8 protein-coding genes are annotated in these 14,340 nt (G+C 38.2%); 5 read left to right on the top strand and 3 right to left on the bottom strand.

The features are described 5' to 3' along the window. Window positions 1-204: 204 nt before the first annotated feature. Window positions 205-2,526, top strand: coding sequence for an ATP-binding protein (locus ACFILN_RS01810; RefSeq protein ID WP_375670740.1), 2,322 nt, complete (start codon window positions 205-207; stop codon window positions 2,524-2,526). Here ACFILN_RS01810 and ACFILN_RS01805 read toward each other — a convergent pair. Then, the gene (locus tag ACFILN_RS01805) at window positions 2,523-3,047 is read right to left on the bottom strand and encodes a methylated-DNA--[protein]-cysteine S-methyltransferase (RefSeq protein WP_375670738.1); all 525 of its coding nucleotides are present in this window, start codon (window positions 3,045-3,047) and stop codon (window positions 2,523-2,525) included. The two genes, ACFILN_RS01810 and ACFILN_RS01805, sit on opposite strands and share 4 nt — an antisense overlap. 818 nt (window positions 3,048-3,865) lie before the next feature. Here ACFILN_RS01805 and carB point away from each other — a divergent pair. The 3 genes from carB to ACFILN_RS01790 all read left to right on the top strand — a co-directional run bounded on the left by carB (window position 3,866) and on the right by ACFILN_RS01790 (window position 9,329). After that, on the top strand, window positions 3,866-7,351 hold the full coding sequence (carB, locus tag ACFILN_RS01800; RefSeq protein ID WP_375670736.1) for a carbamoyl-phosphate synthase large subunit: 3,486 nt from the start codon (window positions 3,866-3,868) through the stop codon (window positions 7,349-7,351). 245 nt (window positions 7,352-7,596) lie between these two features. Next, window positions 7,597-7,806 (top strand): cold-shock protein, encoded by a 210-nt coding sequence (locus tag ACFILN_RS01795; protein WP_012754908.1) that lies wholly within the window; start codon window positions 7,597-7,599, stop codon window positions 7,804-7,806. A gap of 320 nt (window positions 7,807-8,126) precedes the next feature. Continuing rightward, window positions 8,127-9,329 (top strand): pyridoxal phosphate-dependent aminotransferase, encoded by a 1,203-nt coding sequence (locus ACFILN_RS01790; protein ID WP_375670734.1) that lies wholly within the window; start codon window positions 8,127-8,129, stop codon window positions 9,327-9,329. Window positions 9,330-10,464: 1,135 nt separating this feature from the next. On the opposite strand, the gene ACFILN_RS01785 is transcribed toward ACFILN_RS01790, so the two are convergent. Continuing rightward, window positions 10,465-11,370 (bottom strand): LysR family transcriptional regulator, encoded by a 906-nt coding sequence (locus tag ACFILN_RS01785; protein ID WP_273791217.1) that lies wholly within the window; start codon window positions 11,368-11,370, stop codon window positions 10,465-10,467. 42 nt (window positions 11,371-11,412) lie between these two features. Then, window positions 11,413-12,369, bottom strand: coding sequence for a thioredoxin-disulfide reductase (gene trxB / locus ACFILN_RS01780; protein ID WP_375643115.1), 957 nt, complete (start codon window positions 12,367-12,369; stop codon window positions 11,413-11,415). A gap of 310 nt (window positions 12,370-12,679) precedes the next feature. Here trxB and ACFILN_RS01775 point away from each other — a divergent pair, with 310 nt between their 5' ends. Beyond that, on the top strand, window positions 12,680-14,074 hold the full coding sequence (locus ACFILN_RS01775) for a TrkH family potassium uptake protein (RefSeq protein WP_273791219.1): 1,395 nt from the start codon (window positions 12,680-12,682) through the stop codon (window positions 14,072-14,074). Window positions 14,075-14,340: the final 266 nt, after the last annotated feature.

The following is a 14,340-nucleotide window of genomic DNA, read 5'->3' as shown; positions in this document are numbered from 1 at the left end:
TAAACAGGTAATCTAAGCCTGTTTATAGGTCACGTTTAAAGTGCTTTTTTCTTTTCATATTCCAAAATTATAAAAGTAAAATTATTTTTTTAAAAAAAAGACTGGACAGAAGACTCCTGTTTTGATTCATTGCACTCGATGGGGTTACTATGAATATCGAAGCAGTTTTTAAATCACATTATTCCAGAATTAAAGGAACGCGAGATGGCTAAATTGGACGCATATAATGCGCCAAGGGAGGTGTATGCTGATTCAAAATCAAGCGCTCAAAGTCGCAAGGAGCGGACAGAGCGTACCAATCTGTTTTCTGGTCCTGCCTATCAAAAACTTCTTTTTATTGAACCTTGGCTGCGACGTTCACTCCCATTTGTAATTCTTGCATTTCTTGTTACGCTAGCAGCGATCCGTTTCCTATCAATCTATGATTGGCGCAACACAATTGATAAAAACACGCATTCTACCATCACTCTCTTAGCTTCTCATATTACCAATACGATTGACCGTGACTTACTTGCAGCCACTCGACAAGGAAAAACTGCTGTTCTTTCTCATAATCATTTACAAAATATCCTGACTAATTTTCGTAACAAAGGTCTTATAAAAACCAGCGCTGTTATTGCTATTGTCGATCAAAAAGGCAATGTCCTAGCTTCATCAAGTTCCGAGATTGTCTTAGGAAAACCCTTACAGGATTTTATCTCTGAAAGCATTGCTTTACAAGCTCTAGGAAAACATGCTGGAATCATGAAAATTACAATAGGAAAAGATATTCCTGCTCTCGCTTCCTTTCAGCAAACAGAAAATGGACAATATGGGGTATTCATCAGTGAAAAAATGCAACATATTTACATGGAATGGCGGAAAGCTCTCTCGTTAAATATAACCATGTTTATTGGAACTAGTGGCGTTATCCTCGCTCTTCTTTATGCTTATTACAACCAAATTGTACGAGCACGCAAAACAGATCTTGTTTCAGAAAAAATTCAAAACCGTATTGATATGGCAATGATGCGTGGACGCTGTGGACTATGGGATTGGAATATGGCAAGTGGACGTGTCTACTGGTCACGAGCAATGTACGAAATGCTCGGCTATGTCCCTCAAGATGCACTGCTCTCAATTTCCCAAATTAGCGCCATTATCAATCCAAATGATGCGAATTTTTTTGATCTTGCTCAGGAATTAATGAGCGGTAAAAAGAAGCATATCGATATTAACGTTCCTATGCGTCATGCTGATGGTCATTATGTATGGATGCGCATTCGTGCCGAAGTTACTGAAGAAGAAGAACCCCATTTGGTTGGTATTTCCTTCGATATTAGTGAACAGCAACAATTGGCTGAACAAACAGCGCAAGCCGACCTTCGTATCCGTGATGCGATTGAAAACATTTCAGAATCTTTCGTCTTGTGGGATGCTGAAGGACGTTTAGTCATGTCCAACAGCAAATTTTGCGAATATGCCGCTATTCCTAAACAAATTCTCCAATCAGGTATCCAACGTGCAACGGTCGAAGCCATGGCACGCCCTGCACTCAGTGAATATCCCCTTAAAGATGATGGTACTGGTAACTTAACCAGTATTCGCCAAACGGCAGATGGTTGTTGGCTCAAAATTAACGAACGACGAACCCAAGATGGAGGATTGGTTTGTATTGGTACTGACATTTCTGAGCTTAAACAACAACAGGAAAAATTTGAAGACAGTGAAAGGCGTCTTTTTTCTTTCATTCAAGAACTCAAGCGCGCGCGAGGGAGTGCTCAACAACGCGCAACAGAAGTTGAAAAACTTAATAAAAGTTTGAAAGCAGAAAAAGAACGCGCCGAAAGTGCTAATAAGGCTAAATCAGAATTTTTAGCCAATATGTCTCATGAATTGCGCACGCCTCTGAATGCTATTCTTGGTTTTTCAGATATCATGTTGCAATCGACTTTTGGTCCTCTTGGTTCACAACGCTATAAGGAATATATGCATGATATTTACAATTCAGGAACCCATCTTCTAACCCTTATCAATGACATCCTTGATATGTCAAAAATCGAAGCAGGAAGATTTACGCTTGATTGTAAAAATACCGATCTTGAGCCCATCATTAGTGAAGCAGTACGAACACTAACACCTCAAGCTCAAGAAAAAAATATTGTTGTTACAACAAACATTACCCCAGAACTTCATGCTGAAGTTGATGGTCGTGCAATGAAACAGATTTTCCTTAATCTCATCTCTAATGCCGTTAAATTTACGCCTTCTGGCGGAAATATTGACGTCTGCGCTTTCAAGAAAAAAAATAACCTTATTTTTAAAATTACAGATACAGGCGTTGGTATTCCCCAATCAGCAATTAAAAAACTTGGGCAACCTTTTGAACAAGTCGAAAATCAGCTCACTAAATCTCATACGGGCTCAGGTCTTGGATTAGCCATTTCACGCTCCTTGCTAGAACTCCACAAAGGAAAACTTGAAATTACTTCAAAAGAAATGAAAGGAACAACTGTAACGATTATAATGCCCATCACACAAAGTTAAATTTTTCCATTTTGTTCCCGTTGTAGTAAAATCTGTTTCCGTTTTTCCCCCCAACGATACCCTGAAATAAAACCATTTTTACGCACAACACGATGACACGGAATGATAATAGCCAATTCGTTACGTGCACAGGCATGAGCAACGGCACGAAAAGCTTTCTGCATACCAATACGGCACGCTAAGATCTCATATGAAATTGTTTCACCACATGGTATATCACATAATACTGCCCATACTTGTCGTTGAAAAACTGTACCATTTATATCTAAGGGAAAATTATATTTTTTTACCAGCTTAGGTGTTTCTATCATGGCTATAATATGAGCAACTTCTCTCTTAAATGTATTGTCACCTACAACTTGTTGTGCATCACCAAAGCGTATCGTAAACTCCTGTAATAATTGCTCTATAGTGTCTCCTAACGCTATATGACAAATCCCTTTTTGAGACCTAGCCACCAAAAGCTTTCCTATTGATACATCTTTCAGACAGAATACTCTCGTTTGGGAAATATTCAGCATTTTAGCCTTCTTTATATTTTAAAAAGTTTTGAACATCATCCATAAAGTAAAGGGAGAGTATTCACTATCTTTTAAAAACAAACAAAATCATTCTGAAATTATATCCTTAGCCATTGTATTAAAATACACTCTCACCCTTTTATGAAATGGAAAGATACATAGATTGACTGTCTTCCTACCCTAAAACGGAAACTTCGACCAGAACCGGATCTATCAACAATCTTGCTTTTTATATAACAGATTCCAACTGAACCCATTTGATATGGTTTATTTCATAAGCTCTCTACAGACAAATCCTGCTCTGAATTCTATCATACACTCTAACAAAAACACCTTAATGTGGTAAATTTTCATACCTTATATCACAACTCTAAACGGCAGTATTTTACGGAACAACACGATAAGCTTCCCATTTTATTTTACGAAATCCCATCGAACCATAAATAATAGCTTATGTTTTACAAGCAACAGAAAAAGCGCGTGCTCTCTTAAGCAAAAAACGTCATAAAACACAAAGAAAGTATGCCGGCAATGGATTGGAAAGATGTTCCGGCTTTTTATGCTCCACAGTATGCTTGAATATTCTAATTTGTTGGAGCACTGTTATTATTTTTTATCAAAGGTCATACTTTTGATAAACTGACGAGATGACTCAACTCAAAAAAGAAATTTATCTTCAATTTTATGAAAAAAAGCATGGAAAAGGTATTTTAATGCTTACTTTCTTTGTCACTTAACTTATAAAATGACGGTAGCCTCAGAACTAAAATATTTTGCCCGCAACAATCGCACACAGATATTTGTCATAGGAAAAAGTCATGCCCAAACGCACAGATATAAAATCTATTCTTATCATCGGAGCAGGACCTATTATCATTGGTCAGGCATGTGAATTTGATTATTCAGGCACTCAAGCCTGTAAAGCATTAAAAGAAGAAGGTTACCGAATTATTTTGGTAAATTCTAATCCTGCCACGATTATGACAGATCCAGATCTAGCTGATGCAACTTATATAGAGCCCATTACTCCTGAAATAGTTGCCAAAATTATTGCTCACGAGCGTCCCGATGCCCTTTTGCCCACTATGGGAGGACAAACAGCCCTCAATACTGCTTTATCATTAAAGCGTATGGGTATTTTAGACCGCTACCATGTTGAAATGATAGGAGCCAATGCTGATGCTATTGATAAAGCTGAAGATCGTGCTTTATTCCGCCAAGCGATGGCAAAAATCGGTTTGAAAACGCCACGCTCTATGTTAGCCAATGCAACAGAACTGAAAGAAGAAAATCGCCAACAACACGCAAAAACGTGTGCTGAACTTAAAGCAAAGCTTTCTGGTGCTGCGCTTGACAAAGCACTCGAAGAACTTGAGCGCAACTGGCGACATACCGAAGCTGATCGCAAACAACATTATATCGCTCATGCAACAGCAAAAGCAGTTCAAGCTCTTGATGTTGTTGGGCTTCCAGCTATTATTCGTCCTTCATTCACCCTTGGTGGAACTGGTGGTGGAATCGCTTATAACCGCTCTGAATTCTATGAAATTATTGAACGTGGGCTTGAAGCTTCACCAACAACAGAAGTATTAATTGAAGAAAGTGTTTTAGGGTGGAAAGAATATGAGATGGAAGTTGTTCGTGATAAGAACGACAACTGTATCATCGTTTGTTCTATTGAAAACATTGATCCAATGGGGATTCATACCGGTGATTCGATCACTGTAGCACCTGCTCTCACCTTAACCGATAAAGAATATCAATGTATGCGTAATGCTTCGATTGCTGTTTTGCGCGAAATTGGTGTTGAAACGGGGGGATCCAATGTACAGTTTGCTGTCAATCCTGAAAATGGGCGCCTCATTGTTATTGAAATGAATCCGCGTGTTTCTCGCTCTTCAGCGCTTGCCTCAAAAGCAACGGGGTTTCCCATTGCCAAAGTAGCGGCTAAACTGGCTGTTGGTTATACACTTGATGAATTAAAAAATGATATCACGGGTGGTGCAACACCAGCATCATTTGAACCTTCTATTGACTATATTGTGACAAAAATTCCTCGTTTTGCGTTCGAAAAATTTCCCGGTTCATCACCTGTCCTCACAACTGCGATGAAATCTGTAGGAGAAGTCATGGCAATTGGACGCACTTTTCAAGAATCGTTACAAAAAGCACTCCGTGGACTTGAAACAGGGCTTACGGGTCTTGATGAAATTGTGATTCCAGAGCATGCTGAAGGTGATGAAAAAAGTTCTATACGCTCAGCCATTGCCATACCAAGCCCTGATCGTCTACGCTATATTGCTCAAGCCATGCGCACAGGCTTACCCTTAAATGAGATTCACCAAATTAGCAAAATTGATCCGTGGTTTTTAGAACAAATAGCCTCCATCATTGAAATGGAGCAGCGTATCCGCATTCATGGATTACCCCAAGATGCAGATAATTTACGTATGTTAAAAGCTATGGGCTTTTCAGATGCGCGATTAGCCTCCCTTACAGGGAAAGAACCCGATTATATCGCAGCTTTACGTAAATCACTGAATGTTAAACACGTCTTCAAACGGATTGATACTTGTGCCGCTGAATTTTCTTCTCCTACAGCCTATATGTATTCAACATATGAAGTTCCCTTTGCAGGTGTAGAGCACTCGGAAGCACACGTTTCTGAACGCAAAAAAATTGCTATTTTAGGCGGTGGACCAAACCGCATTGGGCAAGGTATTGAATTTGATTACTGTTGCTGCCACGCTGCTTTTGCACTGCGTGATGCAGGATTTGAAGCGATTATGATTAACTGTAATCCTGAAACAGTTTCAACCGACTATGATACCTCTGATCGCCTTTACTTTGAATCTTTAACAACAGAAGACGTTATCGCTATTTTAGAAGCAGAACAGGAAAAAGGAGATTTGGTTGGAGTCATCGTCCAATTTGGCGGACAAACACCCTTGAAATTGGCAAGCGCTCTAGAAAAACACAATATCCCCATCCTAGGTACTTCACCTGACGCTATCGACTTAGCAGAAGATAGAGACCGCTTTCAAAAACTGTTATTTAAACTTAATTTAACACAACCTCAAAATGGTATTGCCCACTCCATTGAACAAGCACGCCTCATTGCCCACGAACTAGGCTTCCCTTTGGTTGTACGTCCCTCTTATGTTTTAGGAGGACGTGCTATGCAAATTATTCGTGATGAACGTAGCTTACAAAATTATTTACTTGAAAGTGTCCCTGAATTAATTTCAGAAGATATCAAAGTCCGTTATCCTAACGACACAACAGGACAAATCAATATATTGCTTGGTAAAAATCCGCTTCTCTTTGATACCTATTTAACAGAAGCAATTGAAGTAGATGTTGATTGTCTATGTGATGGTAACGAAACACTAATCGTTGGTATTATGGAACATATTGAAGAAGCTGGTATCCACTCTGGTGATTCAGCATGTTCTCTACCAGTCCATACGCTCTCAAATAAAATAGTTACTGAATTAGAGCGCCAAACCAAAGCATTAGCACAAGCACTTCATGTTCGCGGCTTAATGAATGTACAATATGCTATAAAAGATGACACCATTTATGTCTTAGAAGTTAATCCCCGTGCTTCACGTACTGTCCCATTTGTTGCAAAAACGATTGGTCGCCCTATTGCTAAAATGGCTGCACGTATTATGGCAGGAGAAACGCTTCATGATGCTCTTCAGGCTTATGGTGGATTACCTTCTTTGCAAAAAAAACAACATATTGCCGTCAAGGAAGCAGTATTTCCTTTTGCTCGTTTTTCAGGTGTTGATACACTTCTTGGTCCAGAAATGCGCTCAACCGGTGAAGTTATGGGACTTGACTATGAATTTTCGCTTGCTTTTGCTAAAGCCCAACTTGGAGCTGGTGTAAAACTCCCTAAAGAGGGAACTTTGTTCGTTTCTGTAAGAGATGAAGATAAAAAACGCATCTTAAATCCTGTAAAACGTTTAACTGAGCTTGGCTTTTCTGTTGTCGCCACAAGTGGAACACAAAAATTTCTCACCGAACACCACGTTGAAGCAAAAAAAATTAACAAAGTTCTAGAGGGACACCCCCATATTGAAGACGCTATTCGTAATCGCAAAATTCAATTGATTTTTAATACAACTAGCACGGCCAGTGCCATCTCAGACTCAAAATCATTACGTTATGCAGCCCTCATGCAAAATGTTCCCTATTATACAACAATAGCTGGAGCCGAAGCCGTTGTAGAAGCGATCAAAGCACTCAAAAAAAGGCGCCTTGAAGTACGTTCACTACAAAGTTATTTCAGTTGAATTTTTCTACTTAACAAAATGTACACTGTTTTCTTATTTTTTCTTTATATAAAAATTGATTAAGACTTGCTTTTTGTTCCAAAAACTTTTATAGAGGTTTCATCGAATTTTCGGTTACGTGACTTTCTTTCCTGTGCAATCTGCACTTTCGACGAAACTTCTCCCACCTAATTTCGATCTACAACCGTATTGAAGAAATGAAAGCTTCAATACTCAATATAATTATATATTCTAAGGAGTTTCCTATGTCTACAGGAACAGTTAAGTGGTTTAATACAACAAAAGGTTTCGGATTCATTCAACCTAGTGATGGTAGTGCAGATGTATTTGTACACATTTCTGCTGTCGAGCGTTCTGGTCTAAACAGTCTTAATGAAGGGCAAAAAATTTCTTATGATGTTCTTCAAGATCGTCGTTCAGGAAAATTTGCCGCTGGTAACCTTGCAGCCCTTTAAAGTTTAAATTCTGCAATATTTTACTTAAAAATCTTCGTCTGTAATGACGAAGATTTTTTTTATTTTGTATAAAGCATCATTTTACCTTGTTAACATAAAAGACTGCTTATCTCCTTTGCACAATTTATCAAACCTCCCTTATACTTCCTCAAAACTTTCATAAAATCTACAAAGAGATTATCTTGTGAAATCTCAAAAAAGAAGAATATAAAGCCCGTGTAAGAGTATTTTAGAAGTTTTTTATTGCATACAATATAATCTCTTATAGAATATCCTTAAAGCAATAACCATTTGTTGATATAATATAAGGATTTAAAATTATGGCTTTTATTGCCGACAAACTGTCTCTTATCAAACCTTCTGCAACAATAGCTGCTTCTCAAAAGGCCCGCCATTTAAAAGCATTAGGGCGCAATGTTATTGCTTTAAGTGCTGGAGAGCCAGACTTTGATACCCCAGACAACATCAAAAACGCGGCTATTGAAGCTATTCGAAGAGGAGAAACAAAATACCCTCCCATATCTGGAATTCCAGAATTGCGCCAAGCAATTTCTGCAAAGTTTAAAAGAGAAAATAACCTTCTTTACCAACCAGAACAAATTATTGTTGGTACCGGTGGAAAACAAATTCTCTTTAATGCATTCATGGCAACTTTGAATAAAGGAGATGAGGTCATCATTCCATCCCCTTATTGGGTTAGTTATCCAGAAATGGTCGCACTCAACGATGGTAAGCCTGTCTTTTTAGAAACGAAAGCCGAATTTTCTTATAAACTCCAACCCCAAGAGCTAGAAGCTGCCATTACCCCCAAAACCAAATGGTTCATCTTTAACTCTCCTTCAAATCCATCAGGTGCTGCTTATACACATAATGAATTGAAAAAACTCACAGATGTTTTAGTAAAATATCCTCATGTTTATATCCTTTCCGATGATATATATGAACATCTCACATATGAGGGTTTTACCTTTGTTACTCCAGCTCAAGTAGAACCAGCGCTTTATGAGCGTACACTCACAATGAATGGTGTTTCTAAAGCCTATGCGATGACGGGATGGAGAATCGGCTATGCAGGCGGACCACAAGAATTAATTAAAGCCATGGATACCATTCAAGGACAGCAAACATCTGGAACAAGTGTCATTTCACAATGGGCTGCGGTTGAAGCACTCAACGGGCCACAAGACTTTATTGCTAAAAATAAAAGTATTTTTCAAACACGCCGTGATCTCGTTGTCTCCATGCTAAATCAAGCTCCTGGCATTCACTGTCCAACGCCTGAGGGTGCTTTTTATGTTTATCCTTCTTGCTCCGGAATTATTGGAAAGAAAACACCTAACGGCCAATGTATTACCAATGATGAGGACTTCGCCATAGCGCTTCTAGAAACAGAAGCTGTTGCTGTCGTCCAAGGATCTGCTTTTGGACTTGGATCAGCTTTTCGTATTTCTTATGCAACATCAGAAGAATTACTTGAAGAAGCTTGTATACGTATACAGCGCTTTTGCAACAGTCTAATTTAAAATTTTTAAATATCATCTCTTGTGATTGTTTTTACCGAATGTCAGTATATCCGAGAAAATATCGGAAACTGTGTCATGGTCTAAATCTATCGATTCAGCAAAAATAGAGGCTGTAGATAAAGATCAAAAAAATCTAGCTATCAAATAAATGAATCGGTCTATTATCATAAGAGATGAAAAACCTATTCTGCTTTCTCCATTCAATTTATAACTCTAAAAAAGACCGAGCGCTTTTAAACACAATTGCCCTTATAATCAAAGGCCCTTACAATAAAATCTCTTCTATTTCTCGGCTTCTTCTTCGTCCTAAAATGAAGAAGAAGCCACCTCCCATCGTTGTGTAAGCAATCCAGTTTCCTTTAAGTTCTATCTAATAACTACTTGATTTACTTCATAGGCTTTATGAACAAGACCTGCCTTAAATATTCACCTCACACTCTAATAAAAAGCACTTCATGTATAAGGTTTTAAATATTTTATATCACACCCCTAAAAGACAGACTTTTATGGTATAACAGGATAAATCTCTCTTAAACTCCTCATTGAATTTTAGTATTCTTAAAAAATTGTTGGATATCCACAAGTTTCGAAATTTTTGCCTTATCATCTTCCCATATATTGCAATTTCTAAGGACTCTTTCAAAAATAATAAAAAAAAAGCCGGACACATTGTCCGGCAAATTTGGAAAATCTTCAGAGATAAAATCAATCTGATAGATCTTCGTAAGGGAACACTCAAGAAAACGCACTGGGAGGCAACATAATCAAGAGATAGCATTCTATGTCATTTTATAAGAAAAAGCACAATAAAGACTTAAGCGTATCTGCTATGCAATAAACACATAGCTTTAAATTTGTCTCCATTATGTAGCACTCTCTTTAATTAAATATAAAAATGTAAGCTACACCATCACACGATTGTCCATTATATAATAGCTCTCACGTTTGCTAGCATTTGTAAAAAAACATTTATCCCTTTTTTCAAAAATATCTACCCGCGCAGACTCCCTCCACTTTTAATGTGCAACGAATAATTTTAATTGATTCAATATGAGCAAATTTGAAACGAAAGAATATTACGGGAGTCTCAAGTTGCAAAACAGCTAATTGTTCCTTATAAATTAAGACATTAATATTAAAAAGACCACTGACGAGCTTTTAAAAAAATATAATCTCGAAAAGCATTTAACCTTGCCAAATTCTTTAAATTATAAGGATAACAAAAAAAAGTATCAAAAGAAGGAATATCAACCATATCAGGAAAAAGACGCACCAAATGCTCATCATTATTGACGATATAATCAGGAAGCACAGCAATCCCAAGATCACGCATAAGCGCATTCTTTATTGAGATGATATTGTTGATTTGTAGAACTGAAACGCGCAATGATCCATCACTTCTACCAGCCTTTTCCAACCAATTTAAACCAGACAAATAAGGTGGAACAGGTTCACCGAACGAAATAATACGATGCTCATCGAGATCAGATAATTTTTCCGGCTTTCCATAATTTGCAATATACTTTTCCGAAGCATAAACATGCATATGAATTGTAAAGAGTTTTCTTTGTATAAGATCAGGTTGTTTGGGTTGATGTAAGCGAACAGCACAATCCGCATGACACATTGTCAAATCAAGCTCTTCATCGGAAAGCAAAAGCTGAACCTGCATATCAGGATAAAGACTAAGAAATTCTGGCATACGCTCTGCAATCCACCCTGCCCCCATTCCAAAGGTCGAGGTCACACGCAAGTGCCCCGTTGGTTTTGCATAGCTTTCACTTAATTGCAAACGCACACTTTCAAGCTTCATCAAAACATCATGAGCTGTACGATAAAGAGTTTCTCCCTGTTCTGTAAGAATCAAACCACGCGCATGACGTTGAAATAAGGATACCCCAACCTCTTGTTCTAAAGCCGAAACCTGTCGTGAAACGGCTGATTGAGATAAATGAAGTTTTTGAGCAGCATGCGTAAAAGATCCCGCTTCTGCTGCAGCGTGAAAAACTCTTAACTTATCCCAATCCAACGGTGGCGCCACAATTAATTCTACCTCTATATTCTCTATTTTCTCAATGAGTTACTAACGCTTAGATATATCCAAAAACCGTTCTGCTTCCAACGCTGCCATACATCCTCTTCCCGCAGCTGTTACAGCTTGGCGGAATGTTTCATCTGTCACATCCCCAGCAGCAAAAACACCAGCAATGCTTGTTGCTGTTGAGTCCGGTGCTGTCCATAAATAGCCGCCTCGTTTTTGTTTCAGCTGTCCTTCAAACAGAGAAACAGCAGGATCATGCCCAATGGCAATAAATATGCCCTCTGCATTCACTTTCATCTCATGACCTGTCTTAACATTTTTCAGACGTGCCCCTGTTACAACAGCGCCCATTGAATCTTGAGCTGGCAGCCCCAGAATTTCTTCAACCACATGATCCCAAAAAACACGCACATTATTACAAGCCAGCAACCTATCTTGCAAAATTTTTTCTGCCCGAAACTGCCCCCGCCTGTGAACCACGCTTACACTCTTAGCCAAATGCGATAAATAAAGTGCTTCTTCAACAGCCGTATTTCCTCCTCCCACGACAATAACGTCCTTATCACGATAAAAAAAGCCATCACATGTAGCACAAGCGGAAACACCTCCGCCCATAAAGGTCTGTTCACTTTCTAAACCAAGCCAGCGTGCTTGAGCTCCTGTTGCAATAATCAGTGCATCACAAGAATATTGTGTTCCTGAATCCCCATATAAGACAAAAGGATACTTCAACAAATCAGCCTTTATAATTGTATCATAGACAATTTTTGTCCCCATATTCTCAGCTTGTTTTGCCATTTGTTCCATCAACCATGGTCCTTGAATGGGATCTGCAAAACCTGGATAATTCTCAACATCAGTTGTAATTGTTAATTGTCCACCCTGCTGCAAGCCCGTCACCAAAACCGGCTTAAGCATTGCTCTTGCTGCATAGATCGCCGCTGTATAACCAGCCGGACCTGAGCCAATAATCAGCAGACGAATATGCGATTGCACCATTAAATCCCCTTCACTTTATTATAAATTAATTATTCTATAAATGATAACGGAATGCAGCCTTTTAAAAAAATATTTTTCAAGAGCCCTAATTATGTTATGTATACTTCTTTTCAAGTTTTATGAAAAGGTCTGATTACTAATTCATCAAGGCACGCTAATGTTAAGAATTAATCCTTATCCTATAAAGAGAAAAATGTAACTTCTTATGAGCACAAAACCATAATAAAAAGAGATACAAAGATAGGGAACGATCATTTTTCAATTTATTATCAATGTCTGTGCACGTTTTGCCTTAATCATGGGAGGAGCAATGCTTTTGCCAATTTTTGTGGATTTGCACGACAACAATCGTAATTGGATAAGCTTTCTCTATTCTTGTGCCATAACCACCATGTTAGCAACACTGATTCTTTTAGCAACTAAGGGAGCTACTTGTCGCTTTTCAGCACGGCTTGGCTTTATGCTCACTGTTTGTCTTTGGCTTACAGGAAGCATCGTAGGTGCCTTACCTCTTTATCTTTCTCCTCTTCCCATTTCTCTAGCAGGAGCCATTTTTGAATCTGTTTCTGGAATTACAACAACAGGCTCCACAGTCCTTTCTGATCTTGATAATTTATCGCGAAGTATTTTATTATGGCGTTCTCTTATATGCTGGATTGGGGGCATTGGTTTTATCGGTTTAGCCCTCTTAATTTTGCCTTCACTGCGTGTGGGTGGCGTGCGACTTTTTCATATGGAATCATCTGATAAATCTGAAAAAATATTGCCTCGCATCAACCAAATTGCTAACGGAATTATCATCGCTTATGTTGGGTTAACATTGGCTTGTATGCTTTCTTATTTTGCTGCAGGCATGAATTTATTTGATGCCATTAACCATGCAATGAGTACAGTAGCAACAGCTGGTTTTTCAACGCATGATGCTTCTTTTGGCTATTTTTCTGATAAACCAGCCATCTTAATTATTTCAACAATCTTCATGTTGCTTTCTGCTTTACCCTTCGTACTTTATGTTAAATTAGTCCTTCCTGGACACTCCAAACGCTTCCTTGACCCACAAGTGATTGTTTTTCTCCATATCGTTCTCCTTTTCAGCTTTGCTTTAGCGGCATGGCTACGGTTTTATGATCATCGCGCGTTCCACTTGATTTTCCTTGATGTCATTTTTCACCTTTCATCCATTATTAGCACCACAGGTTATAGCGCTGAAGATTATCAACTTTGGGGACCGTTTGCGCTTGGAATTTTCTTCATTGTTTCTTTTACAGGCGGATGTGCTGGTTCTACTTCTGGTGGCATGAAAATCAATCGCCTCATTATTCTTTGGCGTATTACACAAACAAATATAGAAAAACTTCTTTCTCCTAATGTCGTTGTAAAAGCGCGCTACGATCACTCAAATATATCAAATGATGTTGCTCAAGCCGTTTTGTTTTTTGTCTGTCTTTATATGTTTTGCCTTGTTATCGGCACTGCACTTTTGCTTACAACCGGTCTTGACTTTACCTCTGCCTTTACGGGGGTCTTAACCGCACTTTCAAATGTTGGTCCAGGCTTTGGAGATATTATTGGCCCCACTGGTAATTTCTCTACAATCAACGACCATGCTTTATGGATTTTAAGTTTTCTAATGTTAGCTGGACGCCTTGAAATCATAACAATATTCGTCCTTTTTATTCCCGCTTTCTGGCGTGAACAATTCTAATGCAGAGAGTATTTTATTCTACCATGATAAAAATTTACAAGATAAAAAGGTGTGAACAGTATGCATCATAATATTCACCCCTTACTCAATCCACTGAAGATTTTCTAAAATTTCATACAAATCATCATATCAATGATATAAAAATAATTTAACAAAAACAATCAAATACCAATATTTTCAAAGCCATAACATATAAAACTTCACTTTATTGATCTTCTTTATCAAATAAAGTGGACGCATAGAACATTCTTTTTTACGAATAATCT

It is taken from the genome of Bartonella sp. CL434QHHD (genome assembly GCF_042195145.1).
Classification (GTDB): Bacteria; Pseudomonadota; Alphaproteobacteria; order Rhizobiales; family Rhizobiaceae; genus Bartonella.
This window is presented reverse-complemented; position numbering and strand designations above follow the sequence as displayed.